The following is a 25144-nucleotide window of genomic DNA, read 5'->3' as shown; positions in this document are numbered from 1 at the left end:
GACACGTCTGCTTTACGTTGTTGTTCATCCACATTTTTCTGCGAGGAAGCGCATGATGAACAACCTGCACTACAAAAGTTTGCTGGAAATTGGCCGCCTGATTCAGTCGCGTGAAATCACCTCGGTTGAGGTCACCACCGCCCTGCTGGCGCGTATCGATACGCTGGACAAAACGCTGCACAGCTATTTTCACCTGATGCGTGAAAGCGCGTTAAAACAGGCCGCCGAAGCGGATAGCGAGATTGCCAGCGGCACGCTACGTGGCCCGCTGCATGGGGTGCCCATCGCACTGAAAGATCTGATCTGGACCAAAGACGCGCCCACCAGCCACGGCATGATCATCCACAAAGATCACTATCCGGCGGAAGACTCAACGGTGGTGGAGCGTTTCCGTGCGGCCGGCGCGGTGATCATGGGCAAACTGACGCAAACCGAAAGCGCCTTCGCCGATCACCATCCGGAGATCACCCGCCCGACCAATCCATGGGGTGAGGCATTGTGGACCGGCGTCTCCTCCAGTGGCTCCGGCGTCGCCACCGCTGCGGGTCTGTGCTACGGCGCGATAGGGACCGATACCGGCGGCTCGATCCGCTTCCCGTCGAACGCCAACGGCCTGACCGGCATCAAACCCACCTGGAGCCGTGTCACCCGGCACGGTGCCTGTGAACTGGCCGCGTCGCTCGACCATATTGGCCCGATGGCACGCTCCGCCGCAGATGCCGCCGCGATGTTGCAGGCGATTGCCGGACGGGATGAGAAAGACCCCACCTCCAGCAGTGAACCCGTGCCGGACTACCTGGCACTGATGACCCGCGGCGTCAGCAAACTGCGTATCGGCCTTGATAAAGCCTGGTCGCTGGATCAGGTGGATGATGACACCCGCGCCGCGTTGCAGTCGGCCATTGCCACGCTAAGCGAACTTGGTGCCACCTTTGTCGATATCACCATGCCGGATACTGAGAAAGCCGCCGCTGAATGGAGCGCCCTGTGCGCGGTAGAAACCGCGCTGGCGCATGAAGAAACCTACCCGGCGCAGAAAGAGAAATACGGTCCGGGCCTCGCGGGGTTACTGGACCTCGGACATCAGGTCACGGCGCTGGAATATCAACGCCTGCTGCTTAGCCGTGCGGCACTGCGCGGGGATATCTCTGCCCTGTTCAGCAAAGTCGATCTCATTCTGGCCCCCGCCACCGCCTTCGCCGGATTAACCTGGGACACCATGACCCGTTTTGGCACCGATCAGGCACTGTTTAACGGCGTGCTGCGCTATACCAGTGCATTCGATGCCAGCGGCCACCCCACCATCACGCTGCCCTGCGGCATGACCGCGGCCGGTGCGCCTATCGGCTTCCAGCTGGTAGCCGCCCACTTTGCAGAAGCCACCATGATTCAGGGCGCGTGGGCTTATCAACAGGTTACCGACTGGCATAAAAAACATCCGGCTCTGTAAAACTCTCCCGGTTTCCCGCCGCGCCCCGACGCGGCGGCTTTTTTTGTCGCTTTCATGGCCCAAAAATTGCTTTATTTCTCCCACTGCCGCCCTTTTCGCCATGTTTAGGGGACGTTGTCATGAAAGAAAATTTCACCACCGATAACCTGGAAAACCGTCATCGCTTTGATGCCTGGCGTGATGCGGTATGTTCACGACTGATCAAAGCTGAAGCCAGACAAACCCATAGCGGGGAATTTTCCGGGAGTTTTGGTTACTCGATGCTGGGACATGTGGATATCGCCAACCATATTTCCCGTACCGCGCTGGTGTGGCAACGCACCCGTGAATGCATTCGCCGCCATCCTAATCACGATTTCTATCTTGGCTATATCTGTAGCGGTTCCGGCACGCTCAGTCAGAACGACAATCATTCACACGTCAGTGCCGGGGATGTGGTGATTTATGATGCTGCCACGCCGTTTGATTTCGCGATGGACAATGTCGCGATCAATATCGTCCATTTGCCCCGTCCGATGATTGAAAAAGAGGCCCCGGCCATCGCCCGGCTGGCGGGAAAAGCGCTGGACCTCACCCGTCCGGGCATGCTGTCGCTCAGGCAAATGCTCACCGAAACCTTCTCCTTTAACGCCGAGCGCGAGAATGCCTTTCTCACGGAACAATTCGCCAACACGTTGCTGAATATGATTTCCGTCAGCCTCAATTTGCAGAAAAGCGATGATGCGTTAAGACCGGATCTTTTCTCGCGCATGGTGAGTTTTTTGCGGCTGAATCTGCACGAGCATGATTTGTCCGTAGCGCAAATCGCCAATGCACATCATGTTTCGCCACGCACCGTCAGCCGGGTATTTGCCGCCCATGGCACCACGCCAATGAATTTTGTCTGGCAGGAGCGCTTGCAGGCCAGCCACAAAGCGCTGGCCGAGGGCAAAGCACGCAATATCACCCAGGTAGCGATGGATCACGGTTTTAGCGATATGTCGCACTTCAGCCTGGCGTTTCGTAAAGCCTTTGGTTACACCCCCAGCAGTTTGATCCGTCAGCCACAGAGCTGATTACTTTTGCAGGCTGTTGATCACCCGCTCGGCGGTATATTCCATGCTGCTGCGGGTGTTCATCGCTTCGCTGCGCATAAAACGGTAGGCACCTGATTCATCCAGCCCGTATTCGCGCATCAGAATGCCTTTCGCCTGGGTCAGACGTTCACTTTTCCCTTTTACCTGCCGTCTGACAGCCTGTAGCGTGCCGATCATCTGCACAATTAACGCAAACGGATTGAGGGTACGTTCGGCGATAGCGGTCGGTTGCAGCTCGATTAACAAGGGAAATAGCCGGGCATTGTGGCAATCAGCGAGGGCGATCACCGGGATATTTGCCTGCCGCCAGGCACGCATCAGCGGCTGGAGCAATTGTCGGTAATGAGGCTCCACCGCGACAATCACCAGCTGCACATCATCAGGTGCGTGGGTCGGCAGCGGCCAGCTGTGCTGTGCCTGACAACCCAGCTGCGTCAGCGAAGCACAGAACGCGCGGACACTCTGGGCATCAGGATGGAAAAGATGCAGCCGCACGCCCGCCAGCGTCGCCATTAAAGATTGCTCAGTCATGCTTCACCCTCATGGAGTGGAAAGCATTACAGTAAGCAACCCGTACGGTGGCTGCTTTGTTGTGGCGGTCGGAGATTGTGTCAGATGGGACAGCCCGGTTCGCCCATCAGGCATGAAACCCTAAAAACTGCTCCGCAATACTGGCGCTTGAGGTAGTTCGCGGATCGATGTGGTGAATAATCTCTCCCTTCTCAATCACATGGATCTGATCCGCCAGCGCATACAGAAACTCAATATCCTGCTCCACCAGGATAATTGAGATATCCATCTCATGGCGCAGCCGTTGCAACGTCTCAATAATCTCCTCGCAAATATTCGGCTGAATCCCCTCAGTTGGCTCATCCAGCAACACCAACTGCGGCTGGCCGCATAAACAACGCGCCAGCGCCAGCAGTTGCTGTTCACCGCCAGACAAGGCCCCTCCCGGCTGGGCCAGCAGCCGCTTGAGACGCGGGAAAATCTCCAGCATCTGCTCGATAATCTGCCCGGCGCGCGAGAAATGCTTCACGCACCCCATGCGCAGGTTTTCTTCAACCGTCAGCAAGGGAAAGATTTGTCGCCCCTGCGGCACAAACCCAATCCCCGCCGCAGCCCGCTGATGCGCCTGATAAGCGGTGATATCGATACCGTTCAGCGCAATACGCCCCTGCCAGGCGGGCAATTCTCCCATGATGGTACGCAGCAGTGTGGTTTTCCCCATACCGTTGCGCCCCAGCACGCCAGTAAACGATTTTGCGCCGACAAACAGATCAGCCAAATGCAGCACCGGAATCTTGTTATAACCCGAGACCATCTCTTTAATTTCAAGCATGTTTAATCTCCACGTTGCCGAGATACGCCTCTTTGACCAGCGGGTTACGGGTTACCTCGCGGAAACTCCCTTCCGCCAGCACCGCCCCCTGATTAAACACCGTCACTTTCTGCGCGATCATGCTGATGAACTCCATATCGTGTTCCACCACCACCACGGTACTTTGTTGATTGATGGCTTTAATCAGTTCGGCAGTTTTACGCACCTCGTGGTGCGTCATCCCGGCGGCTGGCTCATCCAGCAACACCAGCTGCGGGCGGGAGATCAGGATCATCCCCAATTCGACCCATTGCCGCTGGCCGTGTGCCAGCTCCGCTAAGGTGGCGTCTGCCAGATGCGCCAGTCCGATATCCTGCAACACACGATCAATGGCGGCAGGCACCTCCGCTTTAGCCAGTTTATTCGCCGCAGCCTGCCACAGATTTTCGCGCACGCTCAACCCTTCGAACACGCTGGGGACCTGGGTCTTGATACCAATACCCAGACGCGCAATGGCCCACGGACGCAGACCGGAGATCACCTGATTGCGATAGCGGCATTCACCCCGGCTCGGCGTCACCTGCCCGCTCAGCATCTTGAAGAAGGTGCTTTTACCCGCGCCGTTCGGCCCAATCAGGCAACGTAATTCGCCCTCGTGCAGGGTGAAATCCACTTCTTTCACCGCATGGACCCCGCCAAAACTGACGCCCATCTTGCGGGTTTGTAACAATACCGGCGCGTTCATTGTTTCACCTCGCTGACCTGCGGTGGGTTTGTCTGCGCTGCGGCTTGCCGCTTACGCCGCCCCAGCCGTTGTAACGTTGGCAACATGCCTCCGGGGATCAGCAGCACAAAGACTGCCAGAATCACCCCCAGCACCAGGTTGACGTCTACCGTCTGCTGCGCACCGAGTCGTGTGACCATCCACTGCAACAGAATGCAGCTGATCACCGGACCGATCAGCGTGCCGCGCCCGCCGACAATCACCCAAATGATGATCTGCGCTGACTGGCTGATGCTGAACACGCCAGGGCTGACAAATGCGCCCCAGTTAACGTACAGACAGCCCGCCAGCCCGGCGATGGCCGCACCGATGGCAAAGGTCGCCAGCTTGTGGGCCGGAACGTTATAACCAAGCAGACCTGCACGCTGTTCGTTCTCCCGGATCGCCACCACCGTTTTGCCAAAGCGGCTCAGCAGGATGAATTTCAGCAGCGCATAGCACAGCGCCAGGCAACCCGCTGTCACCATAAAGATCGCTTCCGGTGACAAAATCGCATCAGGCTGGAATGGCAGATTAAGGGTGGGCACCGACGGAATACCATTGAAGCCACCCAGCAGCGCCTGACCAATATGGTATTCACTGCCCGCCGTGGAGTTTACCCAGTTAAACAGCACTAGGCTGACAGCCAGGGTAATCGCGCCAAGATACACATCGCTCACGCCGCCATAAAAAATCACATACCCAAGCAGCAGCGAAAACAGCGTCGGCAGCAGAACTGCCATCACCACCGCCCAGGTGGAGTCGCCCCAGTTGATGACGCATATCGCGTAGGTATAAGCACCCAGACCGAAAAACGCCGCCTGACCAAAACACAGAATGCCGCCATACCCCCAGATAAACGCCAGGCTGAGCGCCAGCAGTCCCATCACCAGAAAAACTGTCACCGACAGCAGCGTATACAGCTCCAGCGCGCCCGACAGCCAAAACGCCGCCAGCATCACCACCAGCGCGACCACGATGATTTGCACCCGTTCAGCAATCAGTTTCATTACAGCGACCTCCTGAAGAAGCGTCCGGTGATGCCCTGCGGCAGCAGACGCAGCAGCACAATCGCGCTAAGCAACAACGCCACTGCGCCAAATACCGGCGTCCAGGCGTAGGTTGCCAGCTGGGAGATGGTGCCAAACAGGGTGGATGAGGAGAGCGTCCCGGCGATGATGGCGCTGCCGCCGCCAATCACGGTGATAAACGCCTTCGCGATAAAACTGATGCCAATGGTGGGAATCACCCCGGTGATCGGGGCCAGCAGCGCACCGCCCAGCCCGGAGAGCGCCGCGCCGAGGCCGAAGGTCAGGCTATATATTTTGCCGGGATTGGTGCCCAGCGCCGCCGCCATGCGCGCGTTCTGCATGGTGGCGCGGGCGCAGAGGCCGAGAGTGGTAAAGCGCAGCAACAGCCACAACCCACCGACCAGACACAAGGCAAACACGATGGTAAACAGCGAATAGCCACTGGTGCTGTAGCTACCGATGCTAACGCTGGGTAACGGTGAACTGATACCCAGCGTGGTGTTGCCAAATACCATGGTCGCGGCACCGATCAGTGCCAGACTCAATCCCCAGGTTGCCAGCATGGTGTCAATCATCCGGCCATAGAGGTGGCGAATAATGACACGCTCAATCACGATGCCAAACAGCCCCACCACCAGCGGGGCAATCACCAGCATGGCTACCCAGATGGGCAGGCCGAGGCGGTTGGTGGCGAGAATCGCGCTATAGCCACCGAGCATCATAAATTCGCCATGCGCCATATTGACGATTTTCATCATGCCAAACACCACCGCCAGACCAAGGCTCATGATAATCAGCACCGCGATAGCATTGAGCACCTCAATGCCGTAGATAATTAACAGATCCATAGTGGCTCCTGTTACAGCTCGATTTGATACTGTTTGGTATCGCGCGGGTTTTTCTTCAGATCGCACACCATCGCGGTATCGCTCGGTGGCTGATCGGTGAAGGTTTCGAGGATTTTCATCTGATGGTTTTCGACTTCGGCAATGTGCACATCCAGCGTGCAGTGATGCGTGGCCGGATCGACCGTGACTTTGCCGCTTGGCGAGGTCACGCTAATACCCGATTCCAGCGCTTCAATCACCTTCATGCGGTCAACATCACCGGCTTTGCGCACCCCTTCCGCCCAGACAAGCATCCCCTGATAAGCCCCCATTGCCAGGTCGCTGATATTGGGCGTATTGGCACCATATTTGGCATGAAATTTCTGCACAAAGGCCTGGTTCTCCGGGGTGGCGATCTCCTGCATATAGTTGGCCGCCACCAGGATGCCGTTGCTCTCTTCCGGTGACAGGATGATGTGTTCGTTACCCCCACCGAATACCGTTGATGCGATCGGGATTTTGCCGCTCATACCCGCCGCATGCCACTGGCGATAGAAGGAGATATGCGCGCCACCCACCAATGCCGACCACACCATATCCGGTTTCGCACTCTGGATTTTTGAGATGGCAGCGCCAAAGTCGGTGACATCGAGCGGGAAGAACTCCACCGCCATCAGTTCGCCGCCGTTATCGTGCACCGACTTTTTCACCCAGGCGGAGACGATCTGGCCATAGTTATAATCAGCCGCCAGCACATAGACTTTTTTGCCCCATTTCTTCATCGCGTAGGGCACCAGTTTTTCCACGGTTTGCGCCGGTGTAGACCCCGTTGAGAAATAGTTGCGGTCACACACGCCGCCTTCATATTGCGTCGGATAGACATAGAGCGTGCGGAAGCGGTCCAGTACCGGACGAATAACTTCGCGCGAGGCCGAGGTAATTCCACCGTGCACCACGGAGACCTTGTCTTTTAACGCCGCCTGCTGCGCGTATTGCGCATACAGCTGCATATTGGATTGGGCATCATAATTGATCATCTGTAACGGACGACCCAGTAAGCCCCCGGCAGCATTGATTTCATCGGCCGCCAGATTGATGGCGTTGGACATCGGTTTACCGTAGATATCCAGACCACCGGAAAGATCGAGAATGGTCGCCACTTTGATGGCGTCTTTATTGTCCGCCGCAAAACTGATTTTCGGTGCAACGCCCGCAGCCACACCTAATGCCGATAATGCAGATCCCTGAAGAAATGAACGACGACTAATAGCCATAGCACCCTCTGAAAGAAGTTATGAGTCAGTAAGAACAACAGAATGGGTTTCCGGGAGAACCGGACAGGGTGAAACCAGCAGCTGGCAGACAACGCTGTCTGCATTAAAAAGATGAGATTGCCACAACGCTGGGGCAATAATTTCAGGAAGCAATAACCAGGCCAGTGTTTACATTTCCCGACCCGCTAAGAATATTCGCGAGTTGTGATACCAGACAGAATGATTATTTTATGGCTGCTGCACATTTACGCGGCATTTGGCACCACAACGGTGCATGCGCAATTCTTTCCAATACCCGCAAACGACAACGTGGTTAAATAGCGCCACTCTTAGCAGCGCGGGATGCGTGTTTAACTATGTTGCAGTTTTCCAATGGTTTTCTGTTGAGTTTGTCGTTGTGCCTCGATATCGGTCTGGCGAATATCGCCATGATCACCCTGGCGATGCAGCGCGGTTATTTCCACGGTTTCTGGCTGGGGATTGGCACCTGCATTGGCGATTTGATTTATGCGCTGCTGGCACTGGCGGGCATGGCGGTGGTGTTGCAGTTTGCGGCGGTACGCTGGGTATTGTGGATTGGTGGTGGACTGTTGTTGATTTGGTTCGCGGTCAAAATGCTGCTGGCGGCCTGGCGTTCGGTCACGGCGATCAATATGTCTGAGCAACAACCAAAACGTTCACTGATACGTGAATTCAGCCGTGGCGTGATGCTGGCACTGTCATCCCCCACCGCCATTCTGTGGTTTGCCAGCGTCGGTGGTGCACTGATTTCACGCATGGGGCACGGAAATTCCGGTTCTACCTCATGGTTCCTGAGCGGTTTCTTTATCGCCGGAGTGTTCTGGACCTGCGTGTTATGTCTGGTGGGCAGTATGGGTGGGAAACTGCTGGGACAACGCCTGCTGAAGTATTCCTATCTCGCCTCAGCGCTGATTTTCTGTTACTTCGCTGTCTATGTGCTCAGCTCTGGCTATCGGGAATTTATCCTTAGTTGATGGGAGTAATGATGCGGCGTGGTGCCCATCACCTTGCGGAATGCGTTGATAAAATGGCTTTGATCGTAAAAGCCAAGTTGCAGCGCCGCCTCCTGGGGATGCACACCCCGCCGCAACAAATCACGCGCATGATGCAAACGCAGCTGCATATGATATTGCAGCGGTGGCATACCGGTAAGTTGAGTAAAACGCCGCACCAGATGGTATTTACTGAGACCGACCTGCTGCGCCAGCGTATCCAACTGCGGTTTCACGCTTAGCTCAGCACGCAGCAGATCTTTCACCTGAGCGATAAGCTGTGCATCGCCCTGCTGGCAGCTGGCTTGATCATCCAGCAACTCGCCACATAACCACATCAGCAGCTGTTCATCATCCTGCTGCGCCGTATCTGCATAGCGACAAATGGCGGCAAACACCCGCGCATCGTCATACGCCCCCTCACGCAATACCGGTGCCTCACTGGTGCTGCGCAACCCCTGCTGCGCCACCACGTTGCGCAGCACCGACTGCGGCAGATGCACGCTAATAAAACTCACCGGTTCCAGGCTGAATGCTGACGCCTGAATCGATGCCGGATTGTAAACCGTTACCTGTCCGGCCATCACCTCATGTTCTTTACCATCCAGCCAGATCGCTTCACGACCGCTCAGATTGGCGCAAATCACATATTCATCATGCAAATGGCGCGGAAAACCGCTGTCACTGGCGGTGACGCGGGAACATTCAATACCATTACGGTTTAACCACTCAGAAGCGTTCAGCGACACAAATCCGGACCCATTACATGAAGAGAGCCTTATATCAGCATCGTCGCCACGGGAATGCAATGCTGCATTCCTGCCACACGGTTTTTAAGATGTCACACGCATCCACTGACACAAATTATCCAGCATCGCCAGACAGCGATCGACTTGTTCTATGGCGATAAACTCGTCCGGTTTGTGCCCCTGCTCCATACTGCCCGGCCCGCAAATCAACGTGGCAATCCCCGCTTCATCAAACAATCCCCCTTCGGTGCCAAACGCCACGGTAGAGAAATCGTTGCTTCCGCTCCATTGCGCCAGCCATTGGGCAAATTGTGATTGCGGATCGGTGAGCAGGCCTGGGTAGTGGCTGAGTGACTGAAAATGAATCGTACTTTCGCCCGCCACCGCCTGCATTTGCGGCAATAGCTGCTGCTGTGCGAACTGCTCAACCTGGGTAATGACTCCCTGGACATTCGCCTCCGGCAGATAGCGGATTTCGAAATCAAACTGACAATCCTGCGGCACGATGTTCAGTGCGCTACCACCCTGAATCACACCGGTCTGAAGCGTGCTATAAGGAGGATCAAAACGCGCATCCTCGATCTGCTTCAGTTGCTGCGCCGCTGCGCCCAGCTGGTTGATCAGCTTTGCCGCATATTCGATGGCATTGACGCCAGAGGGTGCATAGGCCGAGTGACAGGCGCGGCCATGCACCTGACAACGCATCGCCACCTTGCCTTTGTGTCCATACACCGGGCGCATTTCTGTCGGCTCGCCGATGATGCACATGGCGGGTTTTTCCGCAGACGCGCGCAGATAATCCACCATGCTGCGCACCCCGAGGCAGCCCACTTCCTCATCATAGGAAAAAGCCAGATGCAGCGGCAGGCGCAACGGCTGGGCCAGAAAGTTATCCAGCGATGCCAGCACGCAGGCCAGAAAGCCTTTCATGTCGGCACTGCCACGGCCATAGTAGCGCCCTTCCTGTAGCGTCAGGGCAAACGGCGGTAGCGTCCATTGCTGACCATCGACCGGCACCACATCGGTATGACCGGACAACATCACCCCGCCGTCACCGCCCGGCCCGAGCCGGGCATACAGATTGGCTTTGCGCCCGCTGTCATCCATGATGCGTTGCGACGCGATACCCCGTTGCGCCAGAAAATCTTCAATCCAGGCAATCAGCGCCAGATTGGATTCGCGGCTGGTGGTATCAAACGCCAGCAGTGCCGCGAGGATGTCGCGCACCGCGTTACTCATCGCCGGGTACGCCATAGCTCGGGGCATCGCGTGGATCCAGTGCCCGTGTTACGTAAGCCTGCATCTGCGGTTCATACGCCAGCCACAACTTGTGCAGCTCTGCCAATGGGTTTTCTTCTGCCCAATCGACGCGCAGGTCCACCAGCGGCCAGGTGTAATCATCCACCACCTTCACGGCAGCAGAATGCACCGGCCCCGCCTCACCACCGGCGTCGATCCCCGCCTGCAACGCCGTAATCAGACGACTGGTGAGTTCACCGGTGGTGGCTTCAAAAGCCGTCACCATCGCGGCGATCACCGCTTGCTCCGCCAGCATATTGCCTGCCGCCACGCACTCTTTGCCCTGCACCACATGATAAATACCCAGCGTCTTGTCACCGCTAAAGGCGGCGCTGCGACCGCTGGCGTCAATTACGATCACCTGGCGATACTCGCTAAAGCGATCTTCCGCCAGCGCGCTTTTCAGCGCCTGTTCCGGCGTTAAGCCCTCTTCCAGCCGCGCCAGAATCTGCTGCCCCAGTGCCGGTAATGTGATGTTCTGGCTGGATACCGCACCCACTCCGGCCACCAGCCACGGGCATCGCGCGCCGACGGCAATGCTCGACGAGCTAATGGCGATACCGAGCTGACCGGACTCCGCACAGCGTGCAGCAATCGAAAGCGTCATTTCGCCTCCCAGTCATCCGGGATCACCGCAATCACATCAATTTCCATCAGCCACTGCGGCTGTGCCAGCGCCGAAACCACCAAGCCAGTTGAAATCGGAAACACCCCTTTCAGCCATTTGCCCACTTCCTGGTAAACCGGCTCACGATAGCGTGGATCGGTAAGATAGGTGGTGGTTTTCACGATATGGCTCAGGTCGCTACCGGCTTCTTCCAGCAGCTGTTTGAGGTTTTTCATCGCCTGTTCGGTTTGAGCGCGTGGATCGCCCAGCCCTACCAGATTCCCTGCAAAATCGGTACCGACCTGGCCGCGCACGTAGACGGTATTACCGGCGCGTACCGCCTGGCAGAGATCGTTGTCCAGCGTCTGATTCGGATAGGTTTCTTTGGTGTTGAACATACGAATACGTTGATGAGTAGGCATAACAGTTCCTTAAAGCGAGTCAGAGGGAGCGCGGTACTGCTGGTACTGGCGCTGGATAGCGATCTGGTCAGCAATAAATTTGGCATCGTGCCAGACGCCCCAGATAAAGGTGGAACCACGGCGTGACAACCACGGCAAGCCGAGGAAATAGACGCCAGGCTCGCTGGAAACACCACGATGATGCTGCGGTCTGCCCTGGTCATTAAAGGCGTTGACCTTCAGCCAGCTGTAATCGGCCACGTAGCCCGTCGCCCAGATAATGCTGGTGATGCCAGCTTCGGCCAGATTCAGTGACAGTTGCGGATGGGTTACGCAGGCGGGGTCTGGCAGGAACTCACGCGCCTGCGGTTCCGGCGGTAAATCAAGGCCGTTACGGTCGATATACGCATCTGCGGCATCCAGCAATGCGAGATAATTAGCATCGCCGCGCGCAATATTCAGCGCCAGGTCATCCTGAAAACGTACGGTGTTAGCGGTGAAACTTTCAGTCAGGCCAACGAGGTTAACGCCCTGCGCCGCCAGACGACGGAAATCGACGGTATGCCCACCGCGAGCGCCACTGACGGCGATGGTGACATGCTCTTTGCCCGGCTGGCTGGCTGCCGCATCCCACAGGCCGAGCACCCCAAGCCACCAGCAGAAGTCCCGGCCACGATAGGAACGTGGTGGACGATCGTGCGGTCCCACCGACAACCATACGGACTTACCGGCACGTTGCAGCTCATCGGCAATCTGCACGCCGGAAGAACCGGCACCAATCACCAGTACGCCACCCTGTGGCAGCTGCTGCGGATTTTTATAGTCTGCCGAGTGCAGCTGTTGTACCTGGCTATGTTGAGGGGCAATCGCCGGAATAACCGGACGCTGGAAAGGACCGGTTGCGGCCACGATACGCTGCACATTGATCACGCCTGCGGAGGTGGTGACGGTGAAACCACTACGCCCCTGATTGCGTTCAGCGCTTAACACTTCGACGCCAGTATGAATCGGTGACTGGTTCATGGCGGCGTAGCTGACAAAATAATCGGCTACCTGTTCTTTCGCCACGAAGCTGTCTGGTGAGCAGCCGGGAAATTCCATCCCCGGAAAGCGGTCATGCCAGGCCGGACCGTTGGCAACCAGTGAATCCCAGCGACGACTACGCCAGGATTCGGCAATACGATTTTTCTCCAGTACCAGATGCGGAATGCCCAGACGCGTCAGGTGTTCGCTCATGGCAACCCCCGCCTGACCCGCGCCAATAATCAGCGTATCTGTTTCAGTTTTTAATGATGTCATTTCAACGTCCTTCATCCCGCATCACGCAGGGGATTAACCACTTAAGAAGGACCCAAGACTATTGGAGCGCATGCAGACGGTAAAATATTATAAAGTGAGCGTCTGGATAGAAAATATTTAACCTGCTGGCAACCTTCATCGCCGAAATAAAATACAAAGCCCTGTGAAAGCCGCATCCGCACTGCACAGGCAAGATAAAAAGGTGCTGAGATAAATCAAATTCACGCGATTCACAGGCAACATTTTTACTTATTAATTTTGCAAAATTGACGATATTTTATATTGCCAACGATGCTTCAGTGACGTGCAGCTGCGCACCAAAATAAGGCACCCAGCCAGAGGCGGGCATTTTAGATGTTAATAATCATAAGGTTAATTAGATTCAAAAAGATCTCACCTGTCATTCTTTAACGTTCCAATTTGGGGCGGCCAATCCATAAGCGAGATTGCATCTTTTTTTTATATTAGTTGGCTATATTTTTCTTCATTTCTCTCTATAGCCAACTGTTGCAACATCCCATCAACGTTATTTTCACCCTCCCAATTTTTTGGGTGGTTATAACCGCAGCCATGCGGCAAGCCTGCAAATGACTTTGTTGAGATAACTATGATGACAAACAACCCAAAAGATAATGCTGTTGCAACCACAATAGAGTTGAGCACCATCCAGCCTATTCCCGCGCATGAACGTCATGGCAAGCCACGGGATCTTTTTACCATCTGGTTTGGTTCAAACATCATGTTGCTTACCGTGATTACCGGTGCGCTGGCGGTGAGTATTTTCCACTTATCTTTTATGTGGGCCACCATCGCCGTATTGATTGGTAACCTTGCCGGTGGGCTGTTTATGGCATTGCATTCCGCGCAGGGGCCACAATTAGGTGTGCCGCAGATGGTGCAAACCCGCGGCCAGTTTGGTTCTTATGGTTCCGTGCTGGTGGTGGCGTTAGTCGTCATCATGTATATCGGCTTTCTGGCATCGAATCTGGTGCTGGGCGGTCAGTCACTGCACGCCATCTACGCACCGGTTTCTACGGATACCGGCATCCTGGTTTCTGCGGTACTCAGCCTGGTAGCCTGTGCCTTCGGTTATAACCTGATTCATGCCTACACCAAGGTGATGTCGTGGGTATCCGGTATTATTTTGCTCGCGGCCTTTGCGTGGATTGTTTTCGTGCATGGTCTGCCGACTGATTTTCTCGCGCGTAATGGTTTTAATCTCAGCGGATTCCTCGGTGCCATTTCCATCGCCGCGTTATGGCAGCTGGCCTATGCGCCTTATGTATCCGATTATTCCCGCTACATGCCAAAAGATATCAGCGAAAAAAGTGTCTTCTGGTGTAGTTACCTGGGATGCGTACTGGGTTCATTGTTCCCGATGATTCTTGGCATTCTGGTTTCTATTTGCATCGTGGATGGTGATTTAATCACCGGCATTGTGAATATGACCGGCGGATTATCCTCCACCGTAATTATTGTGTTTGCCTTAGGCATTGCCGCGACCAATGCAATGAACCTCTATTGCGGCGTGCTCTGCACCCTGACGCTCGGCCAGACATTCCTGCCTAAATGGTCGCCGCTTTCTGGCGCCCGCATTGTGGTTTCGATTGTCACCATCCTTATCGAAGTGCTGATTGCCATTTATGGTCAGGAAAACTTCCTGGTGAATTACACCAACTTTATTCTGATGCTGCTGTATGTGTTGGTGCCGTGGACGGCAATTAACCTGGTTGATTACTATCTGGTGGCCCACGGTAATTATGATGTCGCTTCATTCTTCCGTCGCGATGGTGGCATATACGGTTACTTCAATTCAAAAGCCATTTTCTGTTATCTGCTGGGTATCGTGGTCGAGATTCCTTTTATGTCCACCGCCATTTACACCGGTCCGGCAGCGAATATGTTAGGTGGTGCCGACATCTCCTGGATTATTGGTTTAGCCATCGTCTCGCCTGTTTATTATTTCCTCTGCCGTACTCAGGCAGTGGCGCAAACCTCTGTTGCTAAATAATTACCGGAATGACTATGAATAATAGCAATACCTACGACTACATCATTATTGGTGGGGGTTCCGCAGGTTCCGTGCTGGCCGCCCGGCTGGCGGAGCAGGCAGATCTGAAGATCTGCCTGATTGAGGCTGGCAGTCGCGATGAGACTCCTCGCATCCAGACACCTGCGGGAACTATTACTCTGTATAAAAGCAAAAAGTTCAGCTGGAACTTTTATTCAACGCCACAAAAAAGCTTAGGGGGACGGCAACTCCACGTCCCGCGCGGCAAGGCGCTGGGTGGTTCCTCATCCATGAACAGCATGATTTATATTCGCGGATTACCTTCTGATTATGACCGCTGGGAACAGCAAGGTTGTGAGGGCTGGGGCTGGAATAATGTCCTGCCCTGGTTCAAACGGTCGGAAAAGAATCTGCTGTCTCAGGACCCGGCATATCATGGTTTTAACGGCGAATTACTGGTCGACAAACCGCGCGATCCCAATCCGGTATCAGCGCTGTTTGTCGCGGCGGGCAAGCGGGTTGGATTAGCGGAGAACACCGACTTTAACGGTAAATCGCTGGCGGGTGTCGGCATTTATAACGTTACGCAAAAAGAGGGCAAACGGTTATCGAGCTATCGCGCATTTTTGCATCCCCATATTGGTCAAAGCAATTTGACGGTCATGACCGACTGCACCGTGCAAACGTTGATCATTGAAGACAAAGTGGTCAAAGGCGTGCGTATTACTGAGCATGGCCGCGATCAACCCACGTCAATTTTGTGCCGCCGCGAAGTCATCCTGTCAGCAGGCTCCATTGGCTCGCCGCATATTCTGTTGAAGTCAGGCATCGGGCCTGCCGCCGAACTTGAAGCCGCAGGTATCCCGCTGATGCATTCTCTTCCCGGCGTGGGGAAAAATCTTCAGGATCATCTGGATGGTCTGGTCACCGTACGTTCCGGCAACCCGCTAACGCTGGGTTTTTCCCTCGCTGCCTGGAAACCGATCCTGACCTCACCCTTCAATTATCTGTTTCGCCGCAAAGGTTGGTTAACCACCAATTATGTCGAAGCGGGTGGTTTTGCCGCGACAAAACTCAGTAGCGATGAACCCGATATTCAGTTCCATTTTGTGCCGGGTTATCGCAGCCACCGGGGGCGCTTATTTGAATGGGGCCACGGCTACGCGATTCACACCTGCGTGTTGCGCCCGAAATCGATCGGCGCGTTGCAGTTAACGCGCGATGGGCAAATCGCAATTGATTTTAATTTCCTCGCCGACCCTTATGACGCCAGCGTGCTGGTTGAGGGGATAAAAGTGGCAAGGAACATTCTTGCTCAGCCGGAATTCGCCGCATTGCGGGGTGAAGAGATGCTGCCGGGCAAACATATTCAGACTGACGAACAGCTGCATCAATACGTCAAAGAATATTGCGCCACCGTTTTCCATCCGGTGGGCACCTGCAAGATGGGCCAGGATGAAATGAGCGTTGTCGCACCGGATACCCTCAAAGTGTATGGCGTGGAAAATTTGCGCGTGGCTGACGCATCAATCATGCCATCGCTTATCAGCGGCAACACCAATGCCCCTTCAATTATGATTGGCGAACGTGCGGCAAGCATGATCCTGCAAGGAACGCCGGTAGCTGACACCGAGACGAATAAGGAGAAGGCGTATGCATAATCGTGATTACTGGCAAAGTCTGCTGAACCAACAACGCTTTAGCACCCATGCCCTTATCGGGGGGAAACCCTACTTCGCCAAAGCGGAGAAAACCTGGGCGGTGGTGAATCCCGCCACCAATGCGGTGTTAGCGGAAGTCACCGCTTGCCAGGCTGAGGATATTGACGCAGCGGTGGATTCCGCCCGCCAGGCGTTTACCTCTGGCATCTGGTCCGGGTGCCCGTTAGCGCAACGCAAAGCGGTGCTGCGCAGGCTGGCGGAGCTGATGCTGGAGCACCGGGAAGAACTGGCGCTGCTGGAAAGCGTCAGCATGGGGAAACCGGTGCTCGATGCGTATAACGTTGATGTGCCGGGGGCTGCCCATGTGATTGCCTGGTACGCAGAAAGTATCGATAAGATTTATGACGAAGTGGCCCCGACCCGTCCAGGAACGCTGGCAACCATCACCCGTGAGCCTGTCGGCGTTGTGGCCGCCATTGTACCGTGGAATTTCCCCCTCGATATTGCTGCCTGGAAAATCGGACCTGCCCTGGCCGCCGGAAATAGTGTGATCCTGAAACCCTCGGAGAATTCGCCTTTCACCGCACTGAAACTGGCAGAACTGGCGCTGGAAGCCGGATTACCCGCCGGGGTGTTAAACGTTGTTACCGGGCTGGGGATCGAAGCCGGTGCCGCACTGGGCCTGCATAACGATGTTGATGTGCTGACCTTTACCGGTTCGACCGCGGTGGGCAAAGCCTTTATGGCCTATTCCGGCCAATCCAATTTAAAACAGGTGTGGCTGGAATGTGGTGGCAAAAGCGCCAACATTATTTTTGCCAATTGCCAGGATCTCGATTTAGCCGCCGAAAAAGCCGCCTTCGGTATCTGTTTCAATCAGGGTGAAGTTTGTTCAGCCAACTCCAGATTATTAGTTGAACGTAAGATCTATCCCGACTTTATGGCGAAGTTGATCACCAGGTTGCACGACTGGCAACCTGACCATCCGCTTAACCCGAATGCGAAGATGGGCGCGATGGTTTCGACAGCGCATAAAGATAAGGTGATGGATTTTATTCAGACCGCAGTGGCTCAGGGCGGTATTGTGCGCGCGGGTGGCGAGCAACGCGAAATCGAGACAGTCGCTAACTACATCCTGCCGACGGTGATTGAGATTGAAAGTGAGAACGTTAATTTATGGCGTGATGAAGTGTTCGGTCCGGTGCTCGCGGTAAAAGCCTTTGATGATGAGTCGGAAGCCATCGAACTGGCGAATAATCATATTTACGCCCTTGCCGCGTCAGTATGGTCGGACGACCTGAATCAGGCGCATCGTGTGGCGCGCAAACTGAACGCCGGGACGGTGTCGGTCAACACCGTTGATGCGCTGGATGTGACCGTTCCTTTTGGTGGCAATCAGCAATCAGGTTTTGGCCGCGACCTGTCTTTACATGCCTTTGATAAATTCACCAAATTAAAAACCACCTGGATTGAATTACGTTAAGTACCACTGACGTTGGCTCTCCCCGCAACGGGTAGAGCCACCATTTAATGGCTGCTGACGGCCGGAGTTAATTCAACGCTGCGGCAATAATCCATAAATAACCGCGTCGGCCGCGTCGGTTCATTATTTTGCAGATAAGCCATAATCAGCGTCGATGCCGCCATTTCATCGACAATATCCAGTTGCACCAGGCGCTGCCCATCGTATGTCATATCCGAACAGGGCCGGGTCACCAGCACCGAAAAGCCCAGCCCCTGCCCGACCATACACCGCACCATTTCAATTGACGGTGAGCTATAGGCCACTTCAGGGTAATAACCATTCTCTTTGAAAATGCTGATAAAGTAATTTTTGCTGGGTACCGCATCCAACAGGATCATCGGTTCGCTTGCCAGCTCCTGTAACGTTACCGCACTTTTTTTCGCCAGCGGATGCGCCGCCGGTAGCAGCGCATAGGGTTTATGCGGCGCATTCAGCGGTTCTTTCTGAATCGCGTTGTCCAGATCGAGATCGTAGAGAAATGCCATGTCAAAACGGCCACGATGTAAACCGTGCATCAGCTCATGCTGTTCACCGTCGTACAGCTGAATATTGATTTCCGGGTAGAGTTTTTTGAAACCTGCAATCAGCTTGGGCATATACAGCGGAGCCGCCGATTCAAAACAACCCACGGCGATGGTGCCGCAAACCAGCTCATTTTCTGCGCGTGAACTTTGCTCAAACTCATAGGACAGCCGCAGCAACTCTTTTGCTTTTTCGTAGAACCGTCTCCCGCTGGAGGTGAGCGATACGCCCTGCGCATGATGGCGAATGAACAGCTGCTGTTCAAAAGCGTCCTCAAGGTTTTTGATTGCAACCGAAATCGAGGGCTGGGCGATGTGCAGCTGGCGTGACGCTTCGGCGATGCTTTCGGTCTCAACCACGGTGACGAAATATTTAAGTTGCTTGAGCGTGAAATGTGTCATGTGAAAACCATTATAGAAATATTGTCAGGTGAAGGGTCTACATAGCTTTAGGCTAATCAATGTAGATCAAGCAAGTGCCATGCCATGTATTCGCGATCGCGACAGCATTCTTAAACGGTAAAAGTTTGATATTCGTGAGGGAGATAGCGGATTTTCACTGCACTATGCATCATCAGCAACCCAGCCCTGCCACCCGGGTTGCACCTTATCAGGGCAGAGGGATCTGATCACGCACCAGACCACGCAACCAGCGATGCGCCGTATCATTTTCCAGCCGCGGATGCCAGAACTGCGAAATGGTCATCTCCGGGGTACTGAACGGTAGCTCAAAACTCACCAGCGCCGGGTTGGCTTTAATCAACGGGTGATAGAGAAACAGCGAACGAGGCACCAGCGCCACCAGATCAGAGCCTTGCGCAATCGCCACCGCGGTGGAAAACGCGGGCACCACGGCGGCTATCTGCCGGGTGTAGCCCGCGGCCGCCAGGGCATCATGAATCGGTCCGCCCAGTTCACCACGGCGTGAAGCCACGATATGCCCCCAGGCAGCCAGTTCGCGCAACGTCACCTGCTGCGCCAGTGGATGCCCCTGGCGCACCACACCAACAAACCGATCGCGAAACAGCGCCTGCATGCGGATTTCCGGCCCCATATTGCCGAGCACGCCGATCTCCAGATCCACCCGCCCTTCACGTAAATCGCGTGAACTTTTTTCCGGCTTCGCCACAAAGTTCAGCCGCACACGCGGCGCAACCTGCGCCACCGCATTGATTAAGGTGCCACCGAAGGCTTCAACAAAACCCTCATTGGTGCGCAGGTTAAACACCCGATCCAGCGTCGCCAGATCCAGTGCCGCGGCTGCCGGTTGCAGCACCGCGCGCGCCTCACTGACGCTATGCTGGGTGCGCTGCCGAATTTCTTCGGCGTACGGCGTCAGCACCATATTGCGCCCGGCCCTTACCAGCAGCGCATCGCCCGTGGTGGCGCGTAGCCGCCCCAGCGTACGACTCATGGCAGATTCACTCAGGCCAAGACGGCGCGCAGCCCCCGTCACGCTGCCTTCAGTCAGCAGCGCATCAAGCGCGAAAAGAAGATTCAGATCGGGTTCAGTCATACTTCATCCTCTCTGATTAGTGCTGCGGAAACAAGGCGTTTGCCGCAGGTGAGAAGGGTTAATGTGAGGAAGCCATCGGTGATTCTTCAGGAAATTATCAGGTGTGCCCCATGCTGGATTTCGCTACAACTGCCGTTGGTTGTAATTATGTGCGCATTGAGTTGGCTCACTCCTGATTGAACATGTTGGCATGGACTTGTTGCGGCGCGATTTATCGCGATTTTTCCAGATATTTCGCCACAACCTAAAATCTGCGCGATAAATCGCGCCGCTACCGATCCTTGCAGTTATTGGCCCGGTCGGCATCAATGCCGACACTACAGGCGTTTGCTGCAGGTTATCAATGCACATGATGCGCGTTCCGCCTGCTATCCAGCGGCGCTACACTCTTTCTGTAACGTTCATTACAGGAGAGAACCTTATGACCCCTTCAGCAACCCCAGGCGTTTTACTGATTGGCGCCTCACGCGGGCTGGGCTTTGCCCTGACTGAGACCATGCTACAGCGCGGTTACCATGTGGTGGCGACCGGACGCCAGCATTCCACCGCATCACTTGAGTCTCTCAACCAACGCTATCCAAACACCCTGAGAGTCGAAAGCGTCGATATCACCGAACCAGAACAGGTTAGCGCCCTGAAGCAACGCCTGGGCGATCGTCAGTTCGATATGTTATTCGTCAATGCCGGTGTGAAAAATAAGGATGGTGAAACCATTGCCGATGTCTCCACTGACGAATTTATTCGCGTGATGGTCACCAACGCGCTCAGTCCGCTGCGCGTGATTGAAACCTTCAAAGACAATGTCAGCGCTGACGGCACCATCGCGGTCATGTCATCCGGCCAGGGTAGCATCACCAATAACACCAATGGCAACTACGAAGTCTATCGCGGCAGCAAAGCCGCTCTGAATATGCTGATGCGCAGTTTTGCCGCCCGTCATCAGGATGATGGACGTACCCTGCTGCTGATGGCGCCAGGCTGGGTACGTACCGATATGGGTGGTCCCGAAGCACGACTTAGCATTGAAGAGAGCATTCCCAACCTGCTGAATACCATGGAAACATGGCGCGGTCGCACTGGGTTACATTATCTCGATTATCTTGGCCGCGAGGTGCCGTGGTGACACCCTTAACCCAGTTTGTGCAGCACCAGCTGACGGAGTTTGTCGCGCATCCAGCAATGGGCCGCATCCCCGCTGCCCGCCTTATGCCACAGCAGCGATAACCTGTAATCAGGCATCGCTACCGGCACCGGTGCCGCGCACAGTTCATAACGTTTGCACCAGCTGCTGACCAGCCCCTGTGGCACAGTGGCGAAAAGCGGCATGCGGTTCAGCATCATCGGCAATGTGGAGAAGTGCGGCGTGGCAAACCTTACCCGGCGGGCAACCCCCTGTTGTCTCAGTTGCTCATCGAGCGCACTTTCGCTGACGCCGCGATAGGACACCAGCACATGATCGTGCTGAACGAAATCAGCCAGCGTCAGCGGTGGAGCCAGCCGGATCTGCCGGTTATCCCACAAGGTGCAAAAGCCCGCGCTGGCGAGATCTTCACGTAACAAATCACGGCTGCTTTCATTGCCGACCATTACCGCCATATCCGCTTGCTGCTTCTCCAGCAGCGGAATGGCCTGCCAGGGATCGGCGGCCAGCACCGTAACATCCACCTGCGGCGCTTCTGTCATCAGGTCCGCCAGTAAATCCGGCATCAGCCATTGCTCGACCCAGTCACTCATGCCGAGGCGAAAGCTGTAACGATCCTCCAGCGGGTTAAACGCTGGCGTACTAAAAATTGCCTGCTGTACACCCTGCAATAGTGGCGCAATCTGCTGCACCAGCTGTTCCGCGCGCGGCGTCGGCGTCATGCCCTGCGAGGCACGCACAAACAATGGGTCGTCAAACATCTCACGTAAACGTTTCAGTGCCGCACTGACGGCAGGCTGTCCAAGATACAAGCGCTGCGCTGCGGCCGTTACGCTGCGTGTTTCGTACATCACCAGTAGCACCACCAGCAGATTAAGATCGACACGACCTAAATCATTTTCATTGATGACTTTCATGATTTTAATCGATTTAAATAATTGCCATGGCCTCAGTATAGTGACGTCATTAATTAACCGGGAGCAAATTATGCCAATCCGTGTAGGCGACTGCCTGATCGAGAAAGTGACTGAACAAACCGCAGCAATCCCCTTTGGCTCGCTTTATCCAGATCATCGCGATGAAATGTCTGGCGCGCTGGCGCAACAAACCGCTGAATTGTCGATCCACAGCTGGGTGGTGCGCACCGGTAACGACATCATCATTATTGATACCGCCACAGGTAACCAACGTGAACGTGACAAGAAGCCATTGTTTCATCAGCTGCAAACCGATTATGCCGTACGCCTGGAACAAGCCGGTGTGCAGCCGCAGGATGTCACGTTGGTGCTGATGACGCATATCCACACCGATCATGTCGGCTGGAATACCCACTGGCAGGAAGGACGCTGGCAGCCGATGTTTCCGCATGCGCGTTACATCTGTTCTGCACAGGAGCTGGAGCGATGCCAAAACACCCCATCGATGCAGGCGTTGTATCTCGATAGCATTCTGCCGCTGATTAACAGTGGTCAGCTGGAGACGGTTGATGTCGATAATTCACCCCTGTTTGCCGGTGTACTACGCTATCTGCCTACTCCCGGCCACAGCAGCGATCATGCGTCACTTATGCTCAGCAGCCAGCACCAGCATGCGCTCTTTTCCGGCGACGTGATGCATCATCCGATTCAGTTTCAGTTCCCGCACTGGAACTCAGTATTTTGTGAAGATAAAGCGCTGGCGGTGCGTTCGCGGCAACGGGCGATAGACTGGTGCCTGCAAAATCAGGCAATCTGGTTCAGTTCCCATTTTTCTGCCAGCTCATGCGGCAGGGTTTTACCTGCTGACGATGGGCAGCTTCACTGGATGCCGCTGGAGGCTGAACCGGATGCAATATGCTGATTATCTTCGTGCGTCATTAAGTGACCTGACTCAGGCGCTTAATCAAGGCACCACCACCTCTCGCCAGTTAACAGAATTCGCCCTGCAACGCATTGCGGAAGCCGATCAAAGCGGCCCGCGTTATAACGCCATGACCTGGCTGTTTGCCGACCAGGCACTGGCTGCGGCTGATGCCAGCGATACGCGCCGCCGTCAGGGTGAATCACCGGGTCGCCTCGAAGGGATCCCGGTATTAATCAAAGATAACATCGAGGTACAAGGCTGGCCGACCAGCGCCGGTTCAGTCTTGTTACGTGCCGTCATTGCCGAACAGGACGCCCCGTTAGTGACGGCATTGCGCACCGCAGGTGCGGTGTTGCTGGGCAAAACCGCGATGCATGAGCTGGCGGCAGGGATTACCGGCGCATCCTCCCTCAGTGGTTTTACTGACAACGCCTGGCTGGCGGGCCATTCACCCGGCGGCTCCAGCAGCGGTTCGGCGGTGGCTGTCGCCGCCGGTTATGTGCCGCTGGCGATCGGAACCGATACCGCAGGCTCGGTGCGCATTCCGGCCGCGTTTAATCATCTGTATGGCCTGCGCATGACGCACGGTGCCATCAGTATTGACGGCATTGTGCCGCTGTCACCGACTCAGGATATTCCCGGCGCGCTGGTGCGTCATGCCGCCGATCTGCGCCTTGCCAGTGAGATCCTGAGCGGGCAGCAGTTTGCAGATGGTGAAGAACCCCTGCGCATCGGTCTGTGGCTGGAAGGATTTGCCGCAGAGGAACCGGCGATCAACCAGGCGGTACGCGCAGCGGTTGCAGCACTGACGGGAGAAGATGGCACCCAACAGGAGATTGCCTTCCCGCAACTTGACGCGCTCGCAACGGATGCCAGTATCATTCCCTGGGAATTTGCCGAAGCGCTGGCAGACTGGCTGGCCGACAAACCGCAGGCCGAAGTGAGCACGCTCAGCGAGGTGGTGGCATCGGGGCGTCATCATCCTCAACTGGCAGCGGTATTTACCGCACGCGCCAGCCATCCAGGCAAAACCAGCGAAAGCTATGCCGTCCAGCAGGTACGTCAGCGCACGCTTTATCAAACCCTCAGCCAGCTGTTTGCCCAGCGCAGGATTAACCTGCTGGCCTATCCGGTGGTCAAACATCCCCCGGTGAAACATGGCGAGTTGCAACCCGGCAGCAACGCCCTGCTGGCGGCGGTAACCGGGGCACCCGCTATCAGCATCCCGGTGGGCTTTACTGCCCAGGGATTACCAATTGGTATGGAGCTGCTGGCATTACGCGGACGGGAAGATCTGTTGCTGTATGCAGCAGCGCAGATGGCGGAGTTCGGCAGGTAAGATTGTCGTGTATCGACCATTGCCACAACGGCGGCAATGGTCAATGTTTTGCGGACTACTGGCAGTTTGGCGCGCCAGCCACATTGGTGTTAGCCACCGCATTGATATTGGTAAAGGCTGCCGCGTTATTAGACGCCTGGAAACAATAGCTATCCGTGTTTGGTGCTTGCACCGCAAAGAAACAGGATACGCCATTCGCCGGAATAGTGATGTTGTGCAGTCCGTGAATAGCGAAAATTGTGGCGGTGGCCGCGCGGGTGGCTGCACTGTTCGGGTTTTTCCGGAAAGTAATTCCGGTATTAGGTGCCGTAACCTGAATCTGCGAATAGTTGGTACAATTGGCACTGAACGGCAGATCAACGGCGAATGCTGGCAGCGATATAGCAGAAAATGCACTCAGAATCACGCCAGTCGTCAGGTAGTAGCAGATACGTTTTGTTTGCATGAGATACGTCCTTTTTCATCGATAGAAATCTGC

The 25144-nt window shown here is 55.3% G+C and carries 24 protein-coding genes; 9 read left to right on the top strand and 15 right to left on the bottom strand.

Annotation, left to right across the window (positions count from 1 at the left end; genetic code table 11):
• Positions 1–52: 52 nt before the first annotated feature.
• Both HA50_RS28860 and HA50_RS28855 read left to right on the top strand, forming a co-directional pair.
• Positions 53–1450 (top strand): amidase, encoded by a 1398-nt coding sequence (locus tag HA50_RS28860; protein ID WP_244193716.1) that lies wholly within the window; start codon positions 53–55, stop codon positions 1448–1450.
• A 119-nt stretch (positions 1451–1569) separates the two neighbouring features.
• Positions 1570–2505, top strand: coding sequence for a helix-turn-helix domain-containing protein (locus HA50_RS28855; protein WP_084880733.1), 936 nt, complete (start codon positions 1570–1572; stop codon positions 2503–2505).
• Here HA50_RS28855 and HA50_RS28850 read toward each other — a convergent pair whose 3' ends face one another.
• The 6 genes from HA50_RS28850 to HA50_RS28825 form a co-directional block, all read right to left on the bottom strand.
• Positions 2506–3057 (bottom strand): ANTAR domain-containing response regulator, encoded by a 552-nt coding sequence (locus tag HA50_RS28850; protein ID WP_084880730.1) that lies wholly within the window; start codon positions 3055–3057, stop codon positions 2506–2508.
• A gap of 106 nt (positions 3058–3163) precedes the next feature.
• Positions 3164–3868, bottom strand: coding sequence for an ABC transporter ATP-binding protein (locus HA50_RS28845; protein WP_084880727.1), 705 nt, complete (start codon positions 3866–3868; stop codon positions 3164–3166).
• Positions 3861–4592, bottom strand: coding sequence for an ATP-binding cassette domain-containing protein (locus HA50_RS28840; RefSeq protein ID WP_084880725.1), 732 nt, complete (start codon positions 4590–4592; stop codon positions 3861–3863). The genes HA50_RS28845 and HA50_RS28840 overlap by 8 nt, the downstream gene beginning before the upstream one ends.
• The gene (locus HA50_RS28835; protein ID WP_084880722.1) at positions 4589–5620 is read right to left on the bottom strand and encodes a branched-chain amino acid ABC transporter permease; all 1032 of its coding nucleotides are present in this window, start codon (positions 5618–5620) and stop codon (positions 4589–4591) included. The genes HA50_RS28840 and HA50_RS28835 overlap by 4 nt, the downstream gene beginning before the upstream one ends.
• Positions 5620–6489: a branched-chain amino acid ABC transporter permease gene (locus HA50_RS28830; protein ID WP_084880719.1), complete on the bottom strand. Its 870-nt coding sequence runs from the start codon at positions 6487–6489 to the stop codon at positions 5620–5622. The genes HA50_RS28835 and HA50_RS28830 overlap by 1 nt, the downstream gene beginning before the upstream one ends.
• 11 nt (positions 6490–6500) lie before the next feature.
• Positions 6501–7742 carry an urea ABC transporter substrate-binding protein gene (locus HA50_RS28825; RefSeq protein WP_084880717.1) on the bottom strand — a complete coding sequence of 414 codons (1242 nt, stop codon included), beginning with the start codon at positions 7740–7742 and terminating at the stop codon, positions 6501–6503.
• Positions 7743–8098: 356 nt separating this feature from the next.
• Between HA50_RS28825 and HA50_RS28820 the strand changes: the two genes are divergently transcribed.
• The gene (locus HA50_RS28820) at positions 8099–8737 is read left to right on the top strand and encodes a LysE family transporter (RefSeq protein WP_084880714.1); all 639 of its coding nucleotides are present in this window, start codon (positions 8099–8101) and stop codon (positions 8735–8737) included.
• Here the strand turns inward: HA50_RS28820 and HA50_RS28815 are convergent.
• From HA50_RS28815 to HA50_RS28795, 5 genes are all read right to left on the bottom strand, one after another.
• Positions 8713–9504, bottom strand: coding sequence for an AraC family transcriptional regulator (locus HA50_RS28815; protein WP_084880711.1), 792 nt, complete (start codon positions 9502–9504; stop codon positions 8713–8715). The two genes, HA50_RS28820 and HA50_RS28815, sit on opposite strands and share 25 nt — an antisense overlap.
• 84 nt (positions 9505–9588) lie before the next feature.
• Positions 9589–10743 (bottom strand): acetylornithine deacetylase, encoded by a 1155-nt coding sequence (gene argE, locus HA50_RS28810; RefSeq protein WP_084880708.1) that lies wholly within the window; start codon positions 10741–10743, stop codon positions 9589–9591.
• A complete protein-coding gene (locus HA50_RS28805) occupies positions 10736–11410 on the bottom strand; it encodes a DUF1028 domain-containing protein (RefSeq protein ID WP_084880706.1) in 675 nt (224 codons plus the stop codon). Before HA50_RS28805 ends, argE begins: the two co-directional genes overlap by 8 nt.
• Complete coding sequence (locus HA50_RS28800; RefSeq protein ID WP_012541190.1) at positions 11407–11832, bottom strand: RidA family protein; 426 nt, start codon at positions 11830–11832, stop codon at positions 11407–11409. The genes HA50_RS28805 and HA50_RS28800 overlap by 4 nt, the downstream gene beginning before the upstream one ends.
• Before the next feature lie 9 nt (positions 11833–11841).
• Entirely contained in the window at positions 11842–13110 is a 1269-nt protein-coding gene (locus HA50_RS28795; RefSeq protein WP_084880703.1) for a flavin-containing monooxygenase, read from the bottom strand.
• A gap of 607 nt (positions 13111–13717) precedes the next feature.
• On the opposite strand from HA50_RS28795, the gene HA50_RS28790 reads away from it, so the two are divergent.
• Genes HA50_RS28790 through HA50_RS28780 form a run of 3 tightly spaced genes read left to right on the top strand, consistent with a single transcriptional unit; the run spans position 13718 to position 18265 of the window.
• A complete protein-coding gene (locus HA50_RS28790) occupies positions 13718–15121 on the top strand; it encodes a purine-cytosine permease family protein (protein ID WP_031285270.1) in 1404 nt (467 codons plus the stop codon).
• Between the two features lie 14 nt (positions 15122–15135).
• Positions 15136–16782: a GMC family oxidoreductase gene (locus HA50_RS28785; RefSeq protein WP_084880700.1), complete on the top strand. Its 1647-nt coding sequence runs from the start codon at positions 15136–15138 to the stop codon at positions 16780–16782.
• Positions 16775–18265 carry an aldehyde dehydrogenase gene (locus HA50_RS28780; RefSeq protein ID WP_084880697.1) on the top strand — a complete coding sequence of 497 codons (1491 nt, stop codon included), beginning with the start codon at positions 16775–16777 and terminating at the stop codon, positions 18263–18265. The genes HA50_RS28785 and HA50_RS28780 overlap by 8 nt, the downstream gene beginning before the upstream one ends.
• Positions 18266–18309: 44 nt before the next feature.
• Here the strand turns inward: HA50_RS28780 and HA50_RS28775 are convergent, their stop codons facing one another.
• Positions 18310–19230: a LysR substrate-binding domain-containing protein gene (locus tag HA50_RS28775; RefSeq protein WP_021313392.1), complete on the bottom strand. Its 921-nt coding sequence runs from the start codon at positions 19228–19230 to the stop codon at positions 18310–18312.
• Positions 19231–19438: 208 nt separating this feature from the next.
• A complete protein-coding gene (locus HA50_RS28770; protein WP_084880693.1) occupies positions 19439–20344 on the bottom strand; it encodes a LysR family transcriptional regulator in 906 nt (301 codons plus the stop codon).
• Positions 20345–20765: 421 nt separating this feature from the next.
• Here HA50_RS28770 and HA50_RS28765 point away from each other — a divergent pair, with 421 nt between their 5' ends.
• Positions 20766–21467, top strand: a complete 702-nt coding sequence (locus tag HA50_RS28765) for an SDR family NAD(P)-dependent oxidoreductase (RefSeq protein WP_084880690.1) — start codon at positions 20766–20768, stop codon at positions 21465–21467.
• Between the two features lie 5 nt (positions 21468–21472).
• Here the strand turns inward: HA50_RS28765 and HA50_RS28760 are convergent, their stop codons facing one another.
• Positions 21473–22402, bottom strand: a complete 930-nt coding sequence (locus tag HA50_RS28760; protein ID WP_084880688.1) for a LysR family transcriptional regulator — start codon at positions 22400–22402, stop codon at positions 21473–21475.
• Between the two features lie 70 nt (positions 22403–22472).
• Between HA50_RS28760 and HA50_RS28755 the strand changes: the two genes are divergently transcribed.
• Together HA50_RS28755 and HA50_RS28750 are read left to right on the top strand one after the other, a co-directional pair.
• Entirely contained in the window at positions 22473–23324 is an 852-nt protein-coding gene (locus HA50_RS28755) for an MBL fold metallo-hydrolase (protein ID WP_084880685.1), read from the top strand.
• Positions 23311–24666 (top strand): amidase, encoded by a 1356-nt coding sequence (locus HA50_RS28750; RefSeq protein WP_084880682.1) that lies wholly within the window; start codon positions 23311–23313, stop codon positions 24664–24666. Before HA50_RS28755 ends, HA50_RS28750 begins: the two co-directional genes overlap by 14 nt.
• Positions 24667–24721: 55 nt before the next feature.
• On the opposite strand, the gene HA50_RS28745 is transcribed toward HA50_RS28750, so the two are convergent.
• The gene (locus HA50_RS28745) at positions 24722–25111 is read right to left on the bottom strand and encodes a hypothetical protein (protein ID WP_084880680.1); all 390 of its coding nucleotides are present in this window, start codon (positions 25109–25111) and stop codon (positions 24722–24724) included.
• Between the last annotated feature and the right edge of the window lie 33 nt (positions 25112–25144).

The organism is Pantoea cypripedii (assembly GCF_002095535.1).
Lineage (GTDB): Bacteria > Pseudomonadota > Gammaproteobacteria > Enterobacterales > Enterobacteriaceae > Pantoea > Pantoea cypripedii.
The sequence above is the reverse complement of the archived record's forward strand: the minus strand, read 5'-3'. Positions and strand labels throughout refer to the sequence as shown.

Coding starts and splice junctions, on each gene's coding strand:
- HA50_RS28820 (WP_084880714.1), top strand. CDS start 8,099: ATGTTGCAGTTTTCCAATGGTTTTCTGTTGAGTTTGTCGTTGTGCCTC.
- HA50_RS28760 (WP_084880688.1), bottom strand. CDS start 22,402: ATGAAAGTCATCAATGAAAATGATTTAGGTCGTGTCGATCTTAATCTG.
- HA50_RS28745 (WP_084880680.1), bottom strand. CDS start 25,111: ATGCAAACAAAACGTATCTGCTACTACCTGACGACTGGCGTGATTCTG.
- HA50_RS28805 (WP_084880706.1), bottom strand. CDS start 11,410: ATGACGCTTTCGATTGCTGCACGCTGTGCGGAGTCCGGTCAGCTCGGT.
- HA50_RS28765 (WP_084880690.1), top strand. CDS start 20,766: ATGACCCCTTCAGCAACCCCAGGCGTTTTACTGATTGGCGCCTCACGC.
- HA50_RS28785 (WP_084880700.1), top strand. CDS start 15,136: ATGAATAATAGCAATACCTACGACTACATCATTATTGGTGGGGGTTCC.
- HA50_RS28775 (WP_021313392.1), bottom strand. CDS start 19,230: ATGACACATTTCACGCTCAAGCAACTTAAATATTTCGTCACCGTGGTT.
- HA50_RS28835 (WP_084880722.1), bottom strand. CDS start 5,620: ATGAAACTGATTGCTGAACGGGTGCAAATCATCGTGGTCGCGCTGGTG.
- HA50_RS28780 (WP_084880697.1), top strand. CDS start 16,775: ATGCATAATCGTGATTACTGGCAAAGTCTGCTGAACCAACAACGCTTT.
- HA50_RS28800 (WP_012541190.1), bottom strand. CDS start 11,832: ATGCCTACTCATCAACGTATTCGTATGTTCAACACCAAAGAAACCTAT.
- HA50_RS28845 (WP_084880727.1), bottom strand. CDS start 3,868: ATGCTTGAAATTAAAGAGATGGTCTCGGGTTATAACAAGATTCCGGTG.
- HA50_RS28770 (WP_084880693.1), bottom strand. CDS start 20,344: ATGACTGAACCCGATCTGAATCTTCTTTTCGCGCTTGATGCGCTGCTG.
- HA50_RS28790 (WP_031285270.1), top strand. CDS start 13,718: ATGATGACAAACAACCCAAAAGATAATGCTGTTGCAACCACAATAGAG.
- HA50_RS28755 (WP_084880685.1), top strand. CDS start 22,473: ATGCCAATCCGTGTAGGCGACTGCCTGATCGAGAAAGTGACTGAACAA.
- HA50_RS28855 (WP_084880733.1), top strand. CDS start 1,570: ATGAAAGAAAATTTCACCACCGATAACCTGGAAAACCGTCATCGCTTT.
- HA50_RS28850 (WP_084880730.1), bottom strand. CDS start 3,057: ATGACTGAGCAATCTTTAATGGCGACGCTGGCGGGCGTGCGGCTGCAT.
- argE (WP_084880708.1), bottom strand. CDS start 10,743: ATGAGTAACGCGGTGCGCGACATCCTCGCGGCACTGCTGGCGTTTGAT.
- HA50_RS28750 (WP_084880682.1), top strand. CDS start 23,311: ATGCAATATGCTGATTATCTTCGTGCGTCATTAAGTGACCTGACTCAG.
- HA50_RS28830 (WP_084880719.1), bottom strand. CDS start 6,489: ATGGATCTGTTAATTATCTACGGCATTGAGGTGCTCAATGCTATCGCG.
- HA50_RS28795 (WP_084880703.1), bottom strand. CDS start 13,110: ATGACATCATTAAAAACTGAAACAGATACGCTGATTATTGGCGCGGGT.
- HA50_RS28825 (WP_084880717.1), bottom strand. CDS start 7,742: ATGGCTATTAGTCGTCGTTCATTTCTTCAGGGATCTGCATTATCGGCA.
- HA50_RS28840 (WP_084880725.1), bottom strand. CDS start 4,592: ATGAACGCGCCGGTATTGTTACAAACCCGCAAGATGGGCGTCAGTTTT.
- HA50_RS28860 (WP_244193716.1), top strand. CDS start 53: ATGATGAACAACCTGCACTACAAAAGTTTGCTGGAAATTGGCCGCCTG.